The organism is Arthrobacter sp. MAHUQ-56 (genome assembly GCF_019710585.1).
Lineage (GTDB): Bacteria > Actinomycetota > Actinomycetes > Actinomycetales > Micrococcaceae > Arthrobacter.
The window spans coordinates 904,348-922,993 of record NZ_JAIFZQ010000020.1 but is presented as its reverse complement, the minus strand read 5'-3'; the positions used below and the strand labels follow the sequence as shown (position 1 = coordinate 922,993).

The window sequence follows — 18,646 nt, the reverse complement described above, 5'->3', positions numbered from 1 at the left end:
GCGGGCGCCAGGGCAGTACCCCACCCCAAGCCGCACCTTACCCAAACAGGACCGCGGCTTCCTGGTAACGGGCCTCCGGCACTGTCTTCAAGGCGCCAAGGGCCTGTTCAAGTCCGACGTTGACGATGTCGGTGCCGCGGAGTGCAACCATGGTGCCCCACCTGCCTGCGGCCGCGGCTTCAACGGCGGCCATGCCCAGCCTGGTGGCGAGGACCCGGTCGAAGGCGGTCGGCTCGCCACCGCGCTGGATATGGCCGAGGATGGTGGCCCTGGTCTCGATCCCCGTCCGTTTCTGCAGCTCTTCTTCCAGGAACAGGCCAATTCCGCCGAGGCGTGGCCGGCCGAATGTGTCGAGGCCGCGCGGTGCATAAGGTGCAGCATGGCCAACAGGTGCGAACGCTTCGGCCACCACGACCAGCGGTGCCCGGCCACGGTCGCGGGCCGACAACACCCAGGCGCAGACCTGCTCCAGGGAGACGGGATGTTCCGGTATCAGGATGGCGTGCGCACCCGAGGCCATGCCCGCATGCAGGGCTATCCAGCCGGCGTTCCGGCCCATGACCTCGGCGATCATGCACCGGTGATGTGATTCACCGGTAGTCCGCAGCCGGTCGATGGCCTCCGTGGCCGTTTGCACCGCCGAATCGAAGCCGAAGGTGTAGTCTGTCGCGCCCAGGTCGTTATCGATGGTTTTAGGCACGCCCACGACGTTGATGCCCCGGCTGTTCAGCTCCCGTGCGGCGGCCAGTGTCCCTTCGCCACCGATGGCGATCAGGCCCTCCAGCTGGTTGCGGCGGAGGCTGGCGCGTACCGCTTCCATGCCGTCCCCCTCCAGCGGGTTGGTCCTGGACGTCCCCAGGGTAGTGCCGCCAAGGCGGGCAATGCCGCGGACGCTGGTCCTGGGCAGGGGGACAACGTCCTGCTCCAGGACTCCCCGCCACCCGTCGCGGAAACCAAGGAACCCGTACCCGTGCGCCACGGCTCCGCCCAGGACCGCTCCCCGGATCACCGCGTTCACGCCCGGGCAGTCTCCTCCGCTGCTGAGGATCCCAAGCTGCCTCATGATGCTGCCACCCCCGGCGTGCCGGCAGCCAGCGGGACATGCCGGGCCTGTCCCGGTGGCAGGACCAGCATGCTGCCGTGCACGCGCACGTTAATCGGCCCTGCGTTGCCGGGTGCCGATGCAATATCCAGGTGCCCCTCGGTCAGGTGGATCTTCAGCTTGTGCCCCCTGTACAGCACTTCAAAGCCCACGGCGCGCAGGCCGGTGGGCAGGTTAGGGGCGAACAGGATGGTGTCACCGCTGAACCGCAGGCCCGCGAAGCTGCGCTGCACCACGTCGATGGTGCCGGCCATTGCGCCCAGGTGGATCCCGGTACGCGTGGTGCCGTGCTGGGTGTCGTCGAGGTCGGCGTCGAGCGCTTCCCTGAAACTGTCCCACGCACGGTCGGCGTCCACGCCTGCAAGGACGGATGCGTGGGCGACCCGGCTGAGGGTGGAGCCGTGCGCCGTCCGGGCCAGGTAATAATCGATGGTCCTGTTGAGCTGTTCCTGCGAGAACCCGTAACCCAGGCGCGTGAGGATACTGACGAGGCCTTCATGCCCCAGCAGGTAGGGCAGCATCAGCACATCTGCCTGCTTGGCGAGCTTGTAGCTGTTGGTGCCGTCGCCCTCCGCTTCCAGGATCAGGTCCAGCCGTTCAATGCTGCCGTAGGTGTTGCGGTAGCGTTCCCAGTCGAGTTCCCGCAGCTGCTCGTAGCCGTCAAACTGGCTGATGACCCCGTCGGCATGGATGGGGACATACATCCTGGCGCCCATGTGCTCCCACCCGGCCACTTCCAGCTCCGTAGCTCCCAGGCGCTCCATGAGCCCGGCGCGCTCGCTTCCGTCAAGGAAGGCCATGATGCCTGATGCCTGGTGGCACACCCATGCCGCCATCACGTTGGTGTAGGCGTTGTCGTCGAGGCCCGGAGTGGCCCTGCCCGGATAGCCGGTGTGGTATTCGTCCGGTCCCACAACGCCGCGCAGGTGGTACCGGTCGGCCTTCGGATCGTACTCTGCGAGGGAGAAGAAGAACCGGGCTACGTCGATCACCAGTTCCGCCCCTTTTTGCAGGAGCCACAGCTTGTCACCTGTGGCCTGGAAGTACTGCCAGGCGTTGAAGGCCACCGCCAGGCCCGAGTGCACCTGCAGGTGTGAGTGGTCCCGCATCCACCGCCCGGACCTGTCGTTGTACAGCCATTTCGGCGTTTCCTCGGTCCCGTCACTGCCGCTCTGCCAGGGAAACATCGCGCCGGACAGTCCCCTCAGCGCTGCCGCGTAGCGGGCCGCCGGGAGCCTGCGCCAGCGGTACTCGATCAGTGAACGGGCCACGCCTGGAGTCCTGGAGGTGAGCAAGGGCAGGACGAACAGTTCGTCCCAGAAGACGTGGCCGCGGTAGCCCTCGCCATGAAGGCCGCGCGCCGTGACGCCGGCGTCCAGTTCGGCGGTGTGGTGGCTCAGGGTCTGCAGGAGGTGGAAGATGTGCAGGTTCAGGACCAGCCGGACCTGGACGGGCGCGTCGATGTCCACCATGAACGGTTCCAGTTCCCGGCGCCACGCCTCGTGGTGGGCCGACATCAGTTCCTCGAAGTCGTCACCTGTGCGTGCCAGGACGGCCCGCGACGCTGTTTCCGGTGATGAGATGGCACGGTCGCGGGAGGTTACGACGGCGACAGTCTTGGTGATCCGCACGGGCAACCCGTCGGTCAGCTGGATTTTGAACGTCCGGAAATGGAGCGCCCCCTTTCGCCCGCCCTCCCCCGGGCCTGCGTCTGTGGAGATAAGGGTGCGTGACGCCGCGGCAATGCGGATCAGGCTTTGGGTCGTCTCCGCCTCGACGACGAAAGTCCCATCCGGGCTGGTTCCGGGACTGTCAAGCGTCCTGTCGGCGAGGTGCACGTCCGAACCCTGGGCCCGCTCGGGCAGGTTTGCGTTCCGGACCCCGGCGTTGATGCCGCTGCGCACTTCGAGTGTCCCACTCCAGCCGCGGGCTGTGACGGTGGTTTCAAACGCCAGCAGGTGCGGTTCGGCCATCGACACAAACCTGGTCTGCACCACTTCCATGCGCTGCCCATCGGTGCCTTCCAGCAGCAGGCGCCGCTCCAGCACAGCCCTTTTCAGGTCGAGGACGCGCCGCTCCCGGACGGCGGCGAGGCCTCCCTCGGACCACCACCGCTTGCCGGCCAGGCGCATGTCCAGGGACAGGCAGTCAGGGGCGTTGACCATGTGTTCTTCCATCAGCTCCTCGCCGGCCGCTTTCGCCGTGACCCGGTTGTAGACGCCCGCCAGGTACATTCCCGCGTAGCTGGACGCCCCGCCTTCCGGGGCGGCTCCCCGGACGCCCATGTAGCCGTTGCCCAGGGTAGTCAGCGCCTCCCGGTGGCCTTCGTGGGTGGCGTCGAATCCTTCGTAGACGAGGTGCCAGGCATTGCCGATGACTTGCCCGAGGTCGAGCTCGCCCACATCATTGAGTACCGTCCCCGCACCGGCGGCTTCCAGTTGGCGGCGGCTGCCGCTTCTGTCGATTCCGACGACGAGGCCAAAGCCGCCGCGCCGTCCAGCCTCAACGCCCGCGGCGGAATCCTCGATCACCACGGCGTGTGCAGGTGGCACGCCCAGCCTGGACGCGGCTGCCAGGAACACATCCGGAGCGGGCTTCCCTTCCAGGCCCAGCCCGGCCGCCGTCGTGCCGTCCAAAACCTCAGTGAACAACTGCCGGATCCCCGCGGCGTCCAGCACGCGTGCAGCGTTGCGGCTCGAGGTGACCACCGCTGTTGGAACGCCGGCGGCCGAAAGCCTCTGCAGCAGTTGCAGTGTCCCGGGATACGTTTGGACGCCGTCGTGCTTCAAGTGCTGGAGGAACAGGTCGTTCTTCAGGGCACCGAGGCCGAACCCGGTCCATGCCCCGGGCCCGTCCGACTCCGAGCCCCGCTCAACGTGGACTCCCCTGGCGGCCAAAAAGTGCACCACCCCCTGCTCACGCGGCCTGCCGTCGATGAAAGTGAGGTAATCCGAGCGGGTAAGGGGCGCGCGGTTGGCACCGGCCGGTACCCGTGGGTCCTGGAGGATTTGGTCGAAGGCGTCCTTCCATGCGGCCTGGTGGACCAACGCCGTGTTGGTGACCACCCCGTCCAGATCAAAGATCACGGCATCGAACGGCGGCTTGGCGGCGACTGCGGTGGGCGACCTGATCATAGGTCAGTGCTACCAGCACAAGGGTTGATTTGGACAGGGCCGTAGGGCCTGCACACCCTGGCCGCCATTTCTGCTGTCATGTAGGAGGCGCTGTCACTTGAGCCCGGTGCCAGCAGGATGCTCCACGTGGTTCCACCAGGTCAGCGGCGAGGTCACCGTGAACCGGCGGCCGGTCACCGAGGTGGGAACGACGCGCACAAAGTAGTCTTTGTCCCCGGCCTGCCAGGGAAACAGGGTGAGGCCGACGCCGGCCAGGAGTTCGTCTGAAGCTTCCAGGATGTCGGCCTTGCCCTTGATGAGGACACTCCAGGCTTTGCGGCTGGCATCGTCCAGGCCGTCTGCTTCAAGCGCGACAGCGAGTGGACCTGCTGCGGCCCGGAGCTTCGTCCCTTCGCCCGTGCGGAATACAACAGATTGGTGGTCCACCTTGTAGTTGACCGGGAATACCTCAGGATAGCCGTCCACCAATACAGCGAGGTGGCCCACGGAAACCCCCCGAAGGAGGTCCCAGCAGGCCGCGGCGTCCAGTACTTCTGTGGGAGTTTGCGGTGGATCATTGTGCATGGCGTTGAAGCTACCGCCTGCCAGCCGGGCTTCGCTAGGGGATTTAGGCCCGGCCGGGCACGGACCCGGGCAAACACCGGGCAAAGGAAAACACCCCGGTCCGAAGACCGGGGTGTTCCTGGTGACTCGACTCATCCCTGAAGGACGTGCCGACTCACCACAAATGTGGAGATGGGGGGAATTGAACCCCCGTCCGATGTCGTGTTGTCAGGGCTTCTCCGGGCGCAGTTTGCGTCGGATTTTCTCGGCCCCAGCCATGCTGCAAACAGCTGGCTGATCCGGGCCCAGTCACCTAAAAGTCCCGTTCACCCCGATGACGAGGGTAAACAGCAGTGGCTATCTAAATGACGCCAGGAACCGGGGCGATAGCATCCCCGGGCTGACGGACTGTCTTACTGCTTAGGCAGCAAGAGCGAAGTCAGTGCGCGTTTGTTTGGCACTTATTGTTTTGCAGACAGCGTTAACGAGATAATTCTGCATCCTCGGCCCGCTTCACCTGTCGCGACAAACACCGTCGAAACCGATCATCCCCATATTTTGTTACCAAACCGGCAGTCAAGCCTGCCGGACTATCAATACTAACGCACGCCGCACGAAAATAATTCCTAGCGCCGCCGGTTGCGATCGCGCATCTCCCGCTGGGCCTCGCGGTTGTCCTGCTGCTCGCGCAGCGTCTGCCGCTTGTCGTATTCACGCTTGCCCCGGGCCACACCGATCTCCACCTTGGCGCGGCCGTCAACGAAGTACAGCTGGAGCGGGACGATGGTGTAGCCGGACTCCCGGACCTTATGGGAGATCTTGATGAGCTCCTCGCGGTGCAGCAGCAGCTTGCGACGCCGGCGGGCGGCGTGATTGGTCCAGCTGCCCTGGTTGTACTCGGGGATGTGGATGGCTTCCATCCACAGTTCGTCGTTGTAGAAAGTGCAGAATCCATCCACCATTGACGCGTGGCCTTCACGCAGGGACTTCACTTCGGTGCCCATGAGCGCGATGCCGGCCTCGTAGGTGTCCAGTATGTGATAGTCATGCCGGGCCTTGCGGTTGGTGGCCACCACTTTACGGCCACTTTCTTTGGGCACGGGGAAACTCCTCGGGTTGAGTCTGGATGTCCTCCGCGCCAGCGGCGCGGAGTCTTACCAGTCTACAGCGGGGCGGTACGGCCTACAGCAGCCTCATGGGGTCGACGGCGGCGCCGTTCAGCCAGGTTTCGAAGTGCGCGTGGCATCCTGTGGAGTTGCCGGTGTTGCCCGAGTAAGCGATCAGCTGGCCCTGGGACACCCTTTGCCCGTTGGAGACCACGATGCTGGAGTTGTGGTAGTAGATCGTGGTCAGGGAGTTGCCCTCCACCACCCCGTGCGAGATCTTGACGCGCCATCCTCCGCCGTCCGCGGAGTTCCAGCCCGAGCTGAAGACTTCCCCTGCCGCTGCCGCGTAGACGGGGGTTCCGCAGGCAGCGCCGAAGTCGATACCGGTGTGCAGGTAGCCTCCGGTTCCGTAGAAGTCGATGGTGCCCGGCGGGGTTGCGCGCCAACCGAAGCCGGAGGTGATGGGGATGTTCCCGTCGAACGGGTGGCGCAGACCGAAGGCCGACGGCGATCCGGTGCTGGGCACGAAAGGCTGGACGGGCGGGGCCGGGCGGTTGGCTGCGGCCGCTGCAGCGGCAGCAGCCGCGGCGGCCGCTTCAGCCTGCCGGCGCTGTTCCGCTTCCCAGGCTTCCCGCAGTTTGCGGTCCCGTTCGGCGATTTCGTTGGCAACCTGGTTCTGGCTGGCCTGGACACCGGCGAGTTGTGCCTGGATGCCGGGCTTGGCGGCCTGGAGTTCTGCGTCCAGCCGCGTGGTGTCGGCGATCAGCTGGTCGACCTGCGCCTTCTTGGCGGCCGCTTCGTCGCGGGCAGCCTTTTCCCGCTCGAGCGCTGCGTCCGCTTTGGACTTAAGGTCCTTGATCTCCGCTTCCACGGCCTGCAGCCGGGCTTCGGAGTTGACGTTGGTGGCATTTTGCTGGGACAGCTTGTCCATGGCGGCGTTTTGGCTGCGCATCGCCTGGTCGGCGAGGTCCATGGTCTCGGTCAGGCTGCTGCCGGCATTGGAGCCGAAGAAGAGTGACAGGTTGGAGGGCACGCCGCCCGACTTGTAGGCCTGGGTGGCGATCTGGCCGATCAGCTTCTTGGTGTCCGCGATCTTCTGCTTGTCCGTCTCGAGCTGCTGGGTGATCTTGGCTTTGTTCTGCTGCGCCATGTCAACACGGGCGGCAAGGGCTTCGACTTCCTTGACCGCACTGGCAACGCGCCCCTGCGCTTCGAGGAGTGCCTGCTGGGCCCCGGGCAGCTGGCCTTGGTAGATCACCAGGTCGCCGGCGGCTTTGGCGATCCGGGAATCGACGAACTCCAGGGACTGCTGGACACGGGCGGCCTCGGCTTCGAGGGCAGCCTTGCGGTCCTCGAGGTCGTCGGCGAAGGCCAGCGGCGTAGGCGCGGCAAGCCCCGCGGAAAGCATGACAGTAAGCACGCCGCTGATGATTCCCAGCCGGCGGGCGGCCGCGGGCCCACGGCGGACTCGGGGCCGCGGGGAAGTCTGATCGGTTAGGTTCATGGGCATTCCTTGGTCGGTTTGCATAGCCTAAACGCGCAAATATCTGCGTAAGGTCAAGAGAGACGAAATTCCTGCCAAGGATGCGCCAAGGATCAGCAGCGCCGGGGCGAGGATGAGGGTCTGGCCCGAGGAGATGAAGGCGGTGTCCGGGTACTGGCGGGACATGTAGTCGCCTAGGAAGAAGTGCGCCACCGCCCACAGCGTGCCGGAGGCCAGGGCCGCGCCGATGACCGCGGCGATGACGCCCTCCAGGATGAAGGGCAGCTGGATAACGGTCTTGGAGGCGCCGACGAGGCGCATGATGCCGGTTTCCCGGCGCCTGCTGAAGGCGGAAAGCCTGATGGTGGTGGCAATCAGCAGGATGGCGCAGACAATCATGACGCCTGCGATGCCGACTGCGACCAGGGAGGCGCCGTTCATCACTGAGAAGAGGCGTTCGAGCAGCTGGCGCTGGTCGATCACTGTTTCGACGCCCGGCTGCGAGGAGAACGTCTCGCTGATGATCTGGTACTTCTCGGGGTCCTTCATGTTGATCCGGAAGGACGCCGGCAACTGGTCGGGGGTTACGGAGTCGACGATCGGCGAGTTCGAGAACTGGTCCTTGAAGTGCTTGTAGGCCTCTTCCTTGGACTCGAACTGGAAGTCGTTGATGTACTGCGCCACGGCCGGCGATTCCAACAGTGCGTTGAGGCTCTGTTGCTGCTCCGGGGTGACGGACCCTGTGGCGCAACCCGGCGCCGTGGAACCTTCACTGCAGAGGAAGATGGCTACCTGGACCTTGTCGTACCAGTAGCCCTTCATCTGGTTGATCTGCATCTGGAGCATCCCGGCCGCGCCCACGAAGGTGAGGGACACGAAGGTCACGAGGATGACGGAGACCACCATGGAGACGTTGCGGCGCAGGCCGCTGCCAATCTCGGAAAGGATGAATGCAAGCCTCATCGCTGTGCCTCGCCTTCACGGCCTTCGCCCGGCAGGCCGTCGTCGTGCGCCTCCCTGCCGCTGGCGTCCTTCAGGCGCCGCGACTGGCCGACGACGGGAATCATCGAGGTGTAAAGGGCCCTGGCCTCGTCGCGGATGACCACGCCGTTCTTCAGCTCCACCACGCGTTTGCGCATCTCGTTGACGATGTCGTCATCGTGGGTTGCCATGACGACGGTGGTTCCGTTCTGGTTGATCTTGTCCAGGACACCCATGATTCCCATGGACGTAGTGGGGTCCAGGTTTCCGGTGGGCTCGTCGGCGAGGAGGATTCCGGGGCGGTTCACCACCGCACGGGCGATAGCCACGCGCTGCTGTTCGCCGCCGGAGAGCTCATGCGGCATGCGGTGTTCCTTGCCCTCCAGGCCTACAGTCTTCAGGACCTCGGGCACGGTGTCGCGGATGACGCTGCGGCTCTTGCCGATGACCTGCATGGCGAAGGCTACGTTGGCGAACACGTTCTTCTGGGGCAGGAGGCGGAAGTCCTGGAAGACGACGCCGATGCCACGGCGCAGGCGGGGGACGCGCCAGCTGGAGATCTTTGCGACGTTCTGGCCAGCGACGTAGACGGCGCCGGAGGTGGCGCGGTCTTCCTTGAGCACCAGGCGCAGGAAGGTGGACTTTCCGGAGCCGGAGGCGCCCACCAGGAAGGCGAATTCGCCGCGGTCAATCTCAAGGTTGACGGAGTCCAGCGCAGGCCGGGCTGTCTGGTCGTAGACCTTGGTGACATTTTCGAATCGAATCATGGCCCTAAGTACCCTGCAGGGCATGGCTGATTCTTTTTAGATGCAGCCCAGTTCTGCAGCCGGTGCACGGGTGTTCTCTTGGGGGAAGTGGGCCCCGGCCCCTTGACTATACTCAGGACCGCCCGTGGTTTGGCAGGCTATTGGGGGGCGTGTCGCGGGATAGGCAGTTGCCGGGCCCGGCGCCGCTGCCTGCCCCGGCTTATTTTTCGGCGTTGCGGTTGTCGGTGCGCCAGCGGATGCCGGCGTCAATGAAGTCGTCGATCTCGCCGTCGAACACTGCCGCCGTGTTGCCCACTTCGTGTTCGGTGCGCAGGTCCTTGACCATCTGGTACGGGTTCAGCACGTAGGAGCGCATCTGGTCGCCCCAGGAAGCCTTGACGTCCCCCGCCAGCGCCTTCTTCTCCGCGTCTTCCTGTTCCTTCTTGAGGAGCAGGAGCCGGGACTGAAGCACGCGCATGGCCGCGGCACGGTTCTGCAACTGGGATTTTTCGTTCTGCATCGACACCACGGTGCCGGTGGGAATGTGGGTCAGCCGGACTGCGGAGTCAGTGGTGTTGACCGACTGGCCGCCCGGACCGGACGAGCGGAACACGTCCACCCTGATCTCGTTGTCCGGGATGTCGATGCTGTCCGTCTGTTCGATCAGCGGGATCACTTCAACCGCCGCAAACGAGGTTTGGCGGCGTCCCTGGTTGTCGAAGGGGCTGATCCTGACAAGGCGGTGGGTTCCGGCTTCCACACTCAGGGTGCCGTAGGCGTAGGGCGCCTTGACTTCGAAGGTGGCCGACTTGAGCCCGGCTTCCTCCGCGTAGGAGGTGTCCATGACGGTGGTTGGATAACCATGGCGTTCCGCCCAGCGCAGGTACATGCGCAGGAGCATTTCGGCGAAGTCCGCTGCGTCCACGCCGCCGGCGCCCGCGCGGATGGAGACCACGGCTTCGCGCTCGTCATACTCGCCGGACAGCAGGGTGACGACTTCCAGGTCCTTGAGGGCCTTCCTGATCGACTCGAGTTCGGCGGCGGCCTCCCCCATCGAATCGGCGTCGTCCTCGTCCTGCCCCAGTTCCACCAGCACCTCGAGGTCATCGATCCGTGACGCCAGGTTCGTGAGGCGTTCCAGCTCGGACTGGCGGTGGGAGAGCCGTGAGGTGATCTTCTGGGCGGCTGAGGGATCGTCCCAGAGGTCCGGCTCCCCTGCCCGTTCGCTGAGTTCGGCGATGTCTTCCTTGAGAGCCTCCACGTCGGTAACGCGTTCGATGGACTCGTAGGTGGCGCGGAGCGCGCGGATTTCAGCGGGAAAATCAATATTGGCCATGGTCGTTTAAGCCTACGCTATCGGGGCAGATGGCCTCGCGCGGCCGGTTTCCAAGGTCCTGGGTCCTGGGGACAATAATTGAGGGGGTGGCTCACCACGTGCGGTTCAGCGGGTCAGGCGCGAGCGGGCCGTCGAGGTCGCCTCGATGCGGATGCCATCGGGAACCAGGAAGTTCACCACTGGCGGGTGCACGGCCGCCCTCAGGACCACGACGGCGGTTGAGCCGTCCGGTGTGCCCGTCGCCCCTGTCACCGCGAGGTCAGAGAAGCGTTGCGCGGCGGGGCTCTGGGCTACGAAGTCGGCAGCCACGTTCCTGACCCGTGCGGGGTTGAGAACGGCCGAGGGCGTTCCACCCCTCGAATCAACTTCGCCGAGCGTGTAGCTGTCCGCTGCGGCAAGGGATGCCCCGTCCGCCAAGGACAGGAGACGCTTGTGCTCGAGGTATACGGCCGAGATTCCCATGACCACCGTGGCCACCAGGAGAGCCAGGGCCACGTAGCCGAGGATCATGACCGTTATCTGTCCGCTTTCGTCGGCCGACCCGGGTCTCACTTGTAGCGTCCCACCAGTTGCGTGGACGCGGCCTCCACCTGCGTGGCAGTGAGTCCATCAGCGAACGGCACGAAGGGAAGGGCTACGCCCAGCCGGACGGTGACGGTCACAGCTGCGCCGGCCGCCTGGCAGTCGGTCTTGCTGCACGTCAGGGCCATGCTGGCTTGCTCTGCGGGGTGTCCGAAATCCGCGAGGGCGAGGGCGACCGCCTGTTCGGCAGCTGCCTGGGCCGCCGAGGCGTCGGGTTGGGCAACGTAGACCTTGGCTGCCTGGTCCGCTGCCCCGACAACGGCGAACGACGCGCCCTGGATCTGTCCCACGGTGATAGTGAAGTACACCACGGGCACCATTAGCAGGAGGGCGAGGAACGTAAACTCCACCACAGCACTCCCCTGTTCATGTGTCTGCGCAGTCAACGGGCCTAAGCGCCTCTGCTGAGGGGTGCCGGCGCACCGTGGGCGCCCAGCGACCCCCGTATGGACCGGACGCCGCCGGAGGCAAAGTGCCTCGTTCAGGCGGGAGTGGAAGCGCCGTACCGGATCACCCTTGAATAGCCGCATGTCCAGTCACCTCCAGCACGCCGCGGGGTCCAATAAGTCCGATCACCGGCAGTGGCGCCCGGACGGTGACTTCCAGAACGCGCATGCCTTGCATATCCGTTTCACTGGTACTCACATCCTCGGCAAAGCTGCTGGTCAGGGCAGTCCCGATGAGGCTGCGGGTCCGCTCCAAGGCATCGGAAGCGTCCCGGTCTGCAAGGGTGCCGTAACGGGCACCTGAGGCGGCGGCATCGATCAGGGTATTGCGGACGTGCAGGACCAGTGTCAACTGGATGACCGCGAGGAAGAACATGGTCAGCAGGCCACCCACCAAGACAAAGTCCACCACCGCCGAGCCCCGTTCCCCCGCCCGGCACAGCCCACGGGGTACCGGCGGCATCGCGGCGGGCTTGCCCATGCGTCAGCCTCCCACCTTGTCCATCGCCTGGTTGAACATGGTTTCAAGGGCTGGGCCGGCGAGCGCCAGCAGGGCCGCCACCAGGACCGCTGACATGAGGGTAATCATCACCCAGCCGGGGACGTCACCGCGCTCCGGGTGGTCGTGGGGAGGGCGGCCGCCGCGACGCCTGCAGCCATGTGGGACTCTTTCCTGGCCGGGCCGGCGTTCCGCGGCGAGAGGCCACGCGCCGCTGTTTGAGCGCGCCATCCCCACGTGGAGGAGCGCTGCGAGGCCAACAAGGAGCATCGTGCAGCGGGCTACCATCATTTTCAATTTCCTGACCTCTTCCTTGGTTCCTGCGGTGGGATGGGCACGGATGCGCCAGATTCAAAAGCCCAGGTTGATCGCGGCGATACCTGGGAAGACGGCAAAGACCACGGTCAGCGGGAGTACGCCAAAAACAAGCGGCACCATCATCGCTATTTCTTTCTTGCCTGCGGCCTCCATGAGGTCGCGTTTGGCAGTGTCGCGGACGTCCTGGGCTTGCGCCCGGAGCACGTCGGCAAGCGGCGTGCCCCGTTCCACCGCAACAATGATGCCGTCCACGAACCTGACCAAGGGAGCAAGATCAGTTCGTGCGGAGAATTCCTGAAGCGCGAGAACCAGCGGCTTGCCTGCCCTTGTTTCCGCAAGGATTTTCGAGAACTCCTTGGAGAGCTCTCCCCTGGCGCTCCGGCAAACCCTGTCGAGGGCACCGGTTGCACTTTCCCCTGCGCTGACGGCCAGCGCCATCAATTCAGCCAGGCTGGGGAATTCTGCCATCATGCGTGCTTCGCGGCGGTGGACCTGGACCCCGAGCCAATAATCCCGCAGTACAAAACCAGTGCCCGCGCATCCGACGATCGCCACGGCAGCAAGGAGCGGGTTGAAGCGGCCCCCAGCCGCGCCCATCAGAATCACGCCAAGGGCGGCGACAAAGCCGCCCGCTGCCCACAGCAGCTGTTCTGCACGGAAGTCAAGGGCAGACTTGTCGATCCCTGCCTGAACCAGCCGGCGTTCGGTTGCCCCCGGCGACGGGTTCAGCCGGCCCAGGGCGCCTATCCAGTCATGAAGTACCGGCCGAAGAATTTTCCCGAGCGGACCGAAGGGTGTGACGTTCTGTTCACCTGCACGCAGTAGCCGCGATTCAAGGTTCTGGGACTTGAGCTGGGGTTCGATGCGTTCAGCCAGCGTTGTTGCCCGCATCGGCGGCGACCTGAAGATAACAAGCCACAAACCAATGCCCATGGCAACTCCACACACAACCCCTGCCGGGGAGACAGGGGTCATCGGAGCACCCTTTCGTCCTGGGGAAGGGCACCTATCCGCAGCATGATCGTGTAGCAGATCAGCGACACCACCAGGCCGCCCAGCAGGACTGCCGCGCCGAGGGGCGTGTTGTAGGCCTGGATTGCTTCCGGCCGGGTCGCGAGAAGAATCAACACGATCCAGGGAGCTGCGACAGCAAGCCGCGCGGCGTTGATCGTCCATGACTGGCGTGCTTCAAGCTCACTGCGTGTGCGGGCGCTTTCACGAAGGAATTCGGCCAAAGTGCCCAGCAGCCGGCCAAGGTCGGAGCCGCCTACCTCCCGGGTCAACCGCAGTGCTTCGATGATGCGGTCCGCAACGGGATCGGCGAGCCTGTGTTTCAGTTTGTTCAGGGAGCCGTCGAACTGGCCACCGGCTCGGTAGTCTCCGCCGAACTCCCGGAAGACGGGCCGCAGTTCTTCGGGTCCCTTCTCGCCCAGCTGTATAAGGGCCTCGGGCAGGGGCAGGCCTGCGCGGATGGCCGATCGGAGATGATCGACGACGTCAGGCCACAGCTGTCGAAGCATGGCGCGCCGCTTCCTCGCCCGCCAGCGAAGCAGGGCGATGGGCAGCCAGCCTGCAAAGAGGCCAAAGCAGGCCCCGATGGGCCAAGACCGGCTCAGTGCGAAGAAGACCAGCGCCACGAACAACGCCAGCCCAAGGCAGGTTCCGACCAGGCCGGTGGTTGAGACTCTGTCAACTCCTGCAACCGCCAGTAGGTCGGATAGGCGGCTGGGTCTGCGTTCCCGGTTCCCCCTATGGGGCATTTCCCAGCACGACCACCAGATGAGGAAAAGCCCGGCCCCTGTGGTCGCACCGAGCAGCGCGGATATCAACGCGGATCCAGGAGCGCAGCGACGTCGTACCCGGCTCTGGAGAATTTCCCGGCTGCGGGCATGGAGTTGGCGCGTGGCTGCAGGACGCCGTTGTCCGTGGCGAAGACAAGGGATGACTCGATGATGCCGTTTTCCACCCGGCGGCCCAACGACAGGATTTCCGTGACCTGCCGCCGTCCATCAGACTGCCGGCTGCAATGCACCACAAGATCGATGCAGGAAGCCACGGTGGGGACCACGAAGGCACTAGCACATAATGTCAAAGCACTACCGATAAGGATTGTCGGATCCCGCCGGTAGGATCGCTGCATCCGCTGGGGATGCGGAAAACACAAATAGGGGGAAGGTCTCACCATGACTGCCACAATCGAAATTCCTGCAACTGTCCGTGAACTCGGAGAGATGGCAGAAGCCAGAGGCATGAAAACTTCCGACCTACTGCAGGAACTCATCGACTGCGGGGCCTACGTAGTCCCCGCCAAATAGCACTACTGCGCTAAAACAAACGGGCCCCGGCGTCTCCTGAGAGATGCCGGGGCCCTGTCCTATGCCCTCCCTGCAACAGCAGGGACGGGGCTTTGAGTTGATCCTAAATCGGTGACAACTACTGGCGCCAGCGGAGCCGTGAGTCGGTGTACGAGGTCTTGCAGGTGTACAGGGTGCCCGTGCTGCTGTAGCCAAGGGCACCTGCGGTGCTGCAGTAGGCTCCCGGGGTCACGCCCCAGGTGTAGCTGGTGCCGCCGCTCCCGCCGCTGCTGGTGTCACCTCCGGTGCCCGTGCCCGGGGCCGGTGCGTTCCGGACGGTGGGGATAGGTGAACCGGCGGCCTGCCATTCCTGGAAGGTAACGGCACGGTTCATACCGGGGCCAGCGTAATAGACGGTGGGGTTGCCGTAGTCCTGGTAGAACTGGTCACCCTTGATGCGCTGGGTGCGTTGCGGGGTCGGGAAGCCCTCTTCCTGCCACTCGGCGTACCCGAGTGGACGGCCGGCGCCGGTGTAGACATCTGTCATACGCGCCAGTTCCGGCGCCCAGTAGAGGGCGTAGAAGCCTTCGGAGTTCCGCTGCTGGAAGGGTCGGCGACCTGAGTCTTCCCATTCCTTGAGCGTGAGCTTGTGGTTGATGCCGTCTTCGCCTTCGACGAAGATTTCGCTGTAGTTGCTGCCCCACTGGTAGTAGTAGCTGCCCTTGATCCAGCCGGCGATGCGGGGGAAGGGCTGGCCTGCCCTGTTCCACTGCTCAAACGTGAGGCGGGTCCACTGCCAGTAGTTCTCGCCGCCGGGCCAGAACGTCACCGCGTACACGGTCGGGGACCACGGGTACTTCACGAAGTCGGTTGCGGCCGGGGTGGGCTGCTTGAACTTGTAGTAGTTCGCCCACCGGTCGTAGCTCAGCGGGACGGGGATCTGGGTAATGCCGTCCTGCTGTGTGACGAGCTCATAGATCGTAGAGTCGTAAACGATTTTGTAGAGCGGCCAGCCGGTGAAAGTGTCCACGTAAGTGTTCATCTTCGCGGGACGGCCGATGACGATGGCACCGCAACTGGTGCCGTTGACGATCGAGCTGAGTACGTCGCGTTCGGCGTTATCAGCGGTCAGGTTCCAACGCCACTTCACCGTTATCCAGTCGATGGCGTAGTCGCAGTTCTTGGGGTCGATGGAGCCGTCGCCGGGCAGCCACGTGCTCGGGTCCTGCGAGCCCTTGGACTGGTTGACGTTATCCGTCACGGCGACGAGGCTGCGCGACCAGTCGAGGTCGTTGGCGTAGGCCTTCCGGAGTTCCGGTGTCCAGCGGTAGGCGCCTGAGCCCCAGGCCTCCTCCAGCGGCACGAGGTGGTCAATGTCGACGTCCGAGGGGTTCGTCCAGGTGGCGCCGTCGTAGTATGAGTACCACTTACCCGCGGTGATGGTGCATCCGCTGCCGTAGGTCACCGGGACCTGCGACTCGGAGATGAGGACTTCCTGGCGGGTGTCACAGCCGTTACCGTTAGCGTCGATCCAGTGCTCGAAGAGCGCCCGGTCGTAGGCTGAGCTGGTGTCTTCGGGCTGGAATGACAGTTCGTTGAACATCAAGGACACGGTGGTCGTGTCACCGCTGCCGCCCGCCGTCGCCTCAGACCGCAGGCTGGGAGCTGCGCTTGTCGGCGCGGCTGGCGCTGTCGGCGCGGAAGGCGAGACTGTAGCGGTCGTGGGCTCCAAGGTCGGCGCCGGCTCGACGGCCTCCTGGGAGGGCGTTGCCGTTGATGTGGCCGCCGCCGAAGGTGATGGCGAGGCGGTAGATGCGGTGGTTGGTTCGGTAACCTGCTCGTTGGTTACGGTGGTTGGTGCTGCGATGGCCGGCGCGACGATTCCAAAGGTGGATGTTGCGATGGCGAGTGCAGCGACTGCGGCAGAAAGCCGCCTCTGAGATGCCCCCATATTTTTTCTTTTCTCATAGTGCTGCCACGTTGCAGCTGTTGGTGATAGGAGGAGCATAAGTGACAGGTGTTACGAATGGCGAAAAAGTCCACTAATTGCTCCTTTGGTGAAAGCATTTAGCCTGCCTTCAGTAATCGGTGGGCCGGAATGAACCATCCAGAATGGCCAGCCATACAGTCGGTGCCTGCTCCCAGCCGTACATCCGGCCGCCTGGCACTCTGACGCGGCGACATGTACCGCCCTTGAACCAAGCGCGGGCCTCACCGCCTAGCGCCGGGACTGTCTGCTGCACGACGCGGTTAGGATCCTCTGACGGGGTGAAGACCGGGGCCACGACGGCGCGGCGGGCCTGCCTCCTACTGCTCATGGCGCACTACCCAACCAAGGGCCAGCATCCCGGCCGGCGTAAGCCCTAGCTGCCCTCCAAGGTGCCGCATTTCCTGGGCCTGCCATGCAGAGGCGGAACCGTCGTAAACGGCGACGGCGTGACAGATGTAGGCCGCTACAGCGGGGATAAACGAGTCGTCCCACTCGTTCGCCTGCGGGCTTTTCCACAGATTCCGCCACAATTTCTTCTCTTCACCGCTCCAATTCCGCGTCTTCGGAAGCGATGGGACAGGCAGTGTGCAGCCTTCCGCGGGAAGCTCGATAAGCCCAGAACGCACGCCCGGGCTACGGTGCCGGGACGTTGGCTTAGTCGGGTTGGCTTTCGGTCCTGGTGGCATGACTGCTCCTTTTCTGTTGGGTCTATCTGCTTGCTCGACAATCCAGCGCTCTCAGGTTTTTCCCCTTGCAGGGCGGCAGAGGGCGCTCCCCACCCTTGTCTAGTCGTACTTGTGGGATGCTTTGCCAGCGGCGCTGAGGTTGCAGCGCGTGTGGCTTGGGCCGATGTACTTACTGCGGTCGGTGTCGTCGTGGTCCAGGTGCCACGGCTGCCCGGGCTGGATGGGTTGACCGCAGCGTGCACAGTTGACGGCGCCGCTTTCCACGGATGGCGCTGCTGCCTTGCGTGCCTTGGTGTGAGTGGAGCCGTACCCGCGTTGGGTTGTGCTGCCGCGTGCCCTCTCTGCCTCTCGTGCATGTGTTGTGCATAGTGATGCAGTGGTTGCTTCGGGGCAGCCTGGCTTGGCGCATATCCTCTTAGCTCGTGGCATAGGGGAGGATCCCTTCGTGGATCGGTTTCGTAATCGGCCCGCCGGGGAACACGAATTTGTTTTGTACGCTTCCCGGGGTTTTGGTCTGGGGGTGGTGCAGGATGCGCGGTGGCCGTCGCTTGTGCTTGTTGTGGTGGCTCCTACGCACCCTGCCCTGTGTGGCGCTGGTGCAGTGTTCTGACTGCCCATCACTTCCGTTCTCAGCGCACCCTTGCTAGGTCTGCTGCGGTGGTGTTGACGCCTGCTCATGGGTGGTTATTGTTTGCGGATGGGTGCGATGTCGGAGACACGGCGCCCGTCGGGGAGTGTGGCTTCTACGTCCATCAGTACCGGGTTACCCATTCGGTCTTTGGCGGTGGGGTGCTGCCTGATTCCAACGGGCATGCGTGTGGTGTCGAGGGTGCCGTCAGGGTTGCGCGGCAGGTAGGGGTAGTCTCCGTTGGGTCCGGGGTCGAGGGCGTCAGTTGCCACGGTTGGCCTCCATCCAGGCTGCTGCCTCTTCGTAGCTGGTGGGGATTTCTGCGCCGACGGTCTGTTCGTAGAGGTCCGCGCCGTTACTCGTTGCCAGCTTGCTGCACTGCTCGTTGAGCCACTCATGGAAGGTGACGTCAACGATGCGCAGGTCGGGAATGTTTGAGCCGCGGTAGTCCGGTACCCGGTTAATGGCGCTCTGTGCGGCGGAGCGGAGGTGGTAGCGGGCCATGCGGGATGCGTGCCAGGTGGTGTAGCCCTGGAAAGCGGCGGCGAGGTCGCCGCCCCTGACTGCCTGTTCACCGGCTTTCATTGCGGCGCTGCCGGCTTCTTCGAGCTCCTGCTCCCGGGCCTTGTGGGACTTGAGTAGGGCGCGTGACCAATCGATCTGCGCTTCCTGCAGGACACTGGCGCGGCGCTGCTGTTCGGCTACTTCTTCACGCTGGCGGCGTTCGATTTCGGCCTGGAGTTCCTGGATGCTGAGTTCGGCTGTCATGTGG

At 64.5% G+C, this 18,646-nt stretch carries 19 protein-coding genes, 1 other RNA gene and 1 pseudogene; 2 read left to right on the top strand and 19 right to left on the bottom strand.

The genetic code is table 11. The features are described from left to right. Positions 1-37 precede the first annotated feature (37 nt). The 16 genes and pseudogenes from K4G53_RS16660 to K4G53_RS16585 form a co-directional block, all read right to left on the bottom strand. The gene (locus K4G53_RS16660; protein WP_221386732.1) at positions 38-1,063 is read right to left on the bottom strand and encodes an ATP-dependent 6-phosphofructokinase; all 1,026 of its coding nucleotides are present in this window, start codon (positions 1,061-1,063) and stop codon (positions 38-40) included. After that, positions 1,060-4,236 (bottom strand): HAD-IA family hydrolase, encoded by a 3,177-nt coding sequence (locus tag K4G53_RS16655; RefSeq protein ID WP_221386731.1) that lies wholly within the window; start codon positions 4,234-4,236, stop codon positions 1,060-1,062. Before K4G53_RS16655 ends, K4G53_RS16660 begins: the two co-directional genes overlap by 4 nt. Positions 4,237-4,329: 93 nt before the next feature. Beyond that, the gene (locus tag K4G53_RS16650; RefSeq protein ID WP_221386730.1) at positions 4,330-4,800 is read right to left on the bottom strand and encodes a pyridoxamine 5'-phosphate oxidase family protein; all 471 of its coding nucleotides are present in this window, start codon (positions 4,798-4,800) and stop codon (positions 4,330-4,332) included. A 163-nt stretch (positions 4,801-4,963) separates the two neighbouring features. Continuing rightward, positions 4,964-5,332: a transfer-messenger RNA gene (gene ssrA, locus K4G53_RS16645) on the bottom strand. A 73-nt stretch (positions 5,333-5,405) separates the two neighbouring features. Beyond that, positions 5,406-5,879: an SsrA-binding protein SmpB gene (smpB, locus tag K4G53_RS16640; RefSeq protein WP_221386729.1), complete on the bottom strand. Its 474-nt coding sequence runs from the start codon at positions 5,877-5,879 to the stop codon at positions 5,406-5,408. Positions 5,880-5,961: 82 nt separating this feature from the next. After that, a complete protein-coding gene (locus K4G53_RS16635; protein WP_221386728.1) occupies positions 5,962-7,389 on the bottom strand; it encodes a M23 family metallopeptidase in 1,428 nt (475 codons plus the stop codon). Positions 7,390-7,416: 27 nt separating this feature from the next. Next, positions 7,417-8,331 carry a permease-like cell division protein FtsX gene (gene ftsX / locus K4G53_RS16630; protein ID WP_221386727.1) on the bottom strand — a complete coding sequence of 305 codons (915 nt, stop codon included), beginning with the start codon at positions 8,329-8,331 and terminating at the stop codon, positions 7,417-7,419. Beyond that, a complete protein-coding gene (gene ftsE / locus K4G53_RS16625; RefSeq protein WP_221386726.1) occupies positions 8,328-9,116 on the bottom strand; it encodes a cell division ATP-binding protein FtsE in 789 nt (262 codons plus the stop codon). Before ftsE ends, ftsX begins: the two co-directional genes overlap by 4 nt. 199 nt (positions 9,117-9,315) lie before the next feature. Further along, the gene (gene prfB / locus K4G53_RS16620; RefSeq protein WP_221386725.1) at positions 9,316-10,431 is read right to left on the bottom strand and encodes a peptide chain release factor 2; all 1,116 of its coding nucleotides are present in this window, start codon (positions 10,429-10,431) and stop codon (positions 9,316-9,318) included. 105 nt (positions 10,432-10,536) lie between these two features. Further along, positions 10,537-10,983 carry a pilus assembly protein TadG-related protein gene (locus K4G53_RS16615; protein WP_308287907.1) on the bottom strand — a complete coding sequence of 149 codons (447 nt, stop codon included), beginning with the start codon at positions 10,981-10,983 and terminating at the stop codon, positions 10,537-10,539. Beyond that, a complete protein-coding gene (locus K4G53_RS16610; protein WP_308287906.1) occupies positions 10,980-11,363 on the bottom strand; it encodes a hypothetical protein in 384 nt (127 codons plus the stop codon). Before K4G53_RS16610 ends, K4G53_RS16615 begins: the two co-directional genes overlap by 4 nt. 160 nt (positions 11,364-11,523) lie before the next feature. After that, positions 11,524-11,940, bottom strand: a complete 417-nt coding sequence (locus tag K4G53_RS16605; RefSeq protein ID WP_221386722.1) for a TadE family protein — start codon at positions 11,938-11,940, stop codon at positions 11,524-11,526. Between the two features lie 3 nt (positions 11,941-11,943). Next, positions 11,944-12,189, bottom strand: coding sequence for a hypothetical protein (locus K4G53_RS16600; protein WP_374226179.1), 246 nt, complete (start codon positions 12,187-12,189; stop codon positions 11,944-11,946). A 120-nt stretch (positions 12,190-12,309) separates the two neighbouring features. Further along, the gene (locus tag K4G53_RS16595) at positions 12,310-13,251 is read right to left on the bottom strand and encodes a type II secretion system F family protein (protein WP_221386720.1); all 942 of its coding nucleotides are present in this window, start codon (positions 13,249-13,251) and stop codon (positions 12,310-12,312) included. Further along, positions 13,248-14,105, bottom strand: coding sequence for a type II secretion system F family protein (locus tag K4G53_RS16590; RefSeq protein WP_221386719.1), 858 nt, complete (start codon positions 14,103-14,105; stop codon positions 13,248-13,250). Before K4G53_RS16590 ends, K4G53_RS16595 begins: the two co-directional genes overlap by 4 nt. Further along, positions 14,102-14,356, bottom strand: a pseudogene (locus K4G53_RS16585) (CpaF family protein); the annotation flags it as partial. The gene K4G53_RS16590 and the pseudogene K4G53_RS16585, both read right to left, overlap by 4 nt. Before the next feature lie 103 nt (positions 14,357-14,459). On the opposite strand from K4G53_RS16585, the gene K4G53_RS21365 reads away from it, so the two are divergent. After that, positions 14,460-14,591, top strand: a complete 132-nt coding sequence (locus K4G53_RS21365; protein WP_260323640.1) for a hypothetical protein — start codon at positions 14,460-14,462, stop codon at positions 14,589-14,591. A 118-nt stretch (positions 14,592-14,709) separates the two neighbouring features. Here the strand turns inward: K4G53_RS21365 and K4G53_RS16580 are convergent, their stop codons facing one another. After that, the gene (locus K4G53_RS16580) at positions 14,710-16,173 is read right to left on the bottom strand and encodes an HNH endonuclease family protein (RefSeq protein ID WP_221386718.1); all 1,464 of its coding nucleotides are present in this window, start codon (positions 16,171-16,173) and stop codon (positions 14,710-14,712) included. Here K4G53_RS16580 and K4G53_RS16575 point away from each other — a divergent pair. Continuing rightward, positions 16,166-16,510, top strand: a complete 345-nt coding sequence (locus tag K4G53_RS16575) for a hypothetical protein (RefSeq protein ID WP_221386717.1) — start codon at positions 16,166-16,168, stop codon at positions 16,508-16,510. The genes K4G53_RS16580 and K4G53_RS16575 overlap by 8 nt on opposite strands. 1,420 nt (positions 16,511-17,930) lie before the next feature. Here the strand turns inward: K4G53_RS16575 and K4G53_RS16570 are convergent. Then, complete coding sequence (locus K4G53_RS16570; protein WP_221386716.1) at positions 17,931-18,146, bottom strand: hypothetical protein; 216 nt, start codon at positions 18,144-18,146, stop codon at positions 17,931-17,933. Continuing rightward, the gene (locus K4G53_RS16565) at positions 18,136-18,642 is read right to left on the bottom strand and encodes a hypothetical protein (protein ID WP_221386715.1); all 507 of its coding nucleotides are present in this window, start codon (positions 18,640-18,642) and stop codon (positions 18,136-18,138) included. Before K4G53_RS16565 ends, K4G53_RS16570 begins: the two co-directional genes overlap by 11 nt. Positions 18,643-18,646: the final 4 nt, after the last annotated feature.

Excerpts from the sequence above, each read along its gene's own strand:
- K4G53_RS16660 (WP_221386732.1), bottom strand. The coding sequence starts at position 1,063 with ATGAGGCAGCTTGGGATCCTCAGCAGCGGAGGAGACTGCCCGGGCGTG.
- K4G53_RS16655 (WP_221386731.1), bottom strand. The coding sequence starts at position 4,236 with ATGATCAGGTCGCCCACCGCAGTCGCCGCCAAGCCGCCGTTCGATGCC.
- K4G53_RS16650 (WP_221386730.1), bottom strand. The coding sequence starts at position 4,800 with ATGCACAATGATCCACCGCAAACTCCCACAGAAGTACTGGACGCCGCG.
- K4G53_RS16635 (WP_221386728.1), bottom strand. The coding sequence starts at position 7,389 with ATGAACCTAACCGATCAGACTTCCCCGCGGCCCCGAGTCCGCCGTGGG.
- ftsX (WP_221386727.1), bottom strand. The coding sequence starts at position 8,331 with ATGAGGCTTGCATTCATCCTTTCCGAGATTGGCAGCGGCCTGCGCCGC.
- ftsE (WP_221386726.1), bottom strand. The coding sequence starts at position 9,116 with ATGATTCGATTCGAAAATGTCACCAAGGTCTACGACCAGACAGCCCGG.
- prfB (WP_221386725.1), bottom strand. The coding sequence starts at position 10,431 with ATGGCCAATATTGATTTTCCCGCTGAAATCCGCGCGCTCCGCGCCACC.
- K4G53_RS16605 (WP_221386722.1), bottom strand. The coding sequence starts at position 11,940 with ATGGGCAAGCCCGCCGCGATGCCGCCGGTACCCCGTGGGCTGTGCCGG.
- K4G53_RS16600 (WP_374226179.1), bottom strand. The coding sequence starts at position 12,189 with ATGGCGCGCTCAAACAGCGGCGCGTGGCCTCTCGCCGCGGAACGCCGG.
- K4G53_RS16595 (WP_221386720.1), bottom strand. The coding sequence starts at position 13,251 with ATGACCCCTGTCTCCCCGGCAGGGGTTGTGTGTGGAGTTGCCATGGGC.
- K4G53_RS21365 (WP_260323640.1), top strand. The coding sequence starts at position 14,460 with ATGACTGCCACAATCGAAATTCCTGCAACTGTCCGTGAACTCGGAGAG.
- K4G53_RS16580 (WP_221386718.1), bottom strand. The coding sequence starts at position 16,173 with ATGTTCAACGAACTGTCATTCCAGCCCGAAGACACCAGCTCAGCCTAC.
- K4G53_RS16565 (WP_221386715.1), bottom strand. The coding sequence starts at position 18,642 with ATGACAGCCGAACTCAGCATCCAGGAACTCCAGGCCGAAATCGAACGC.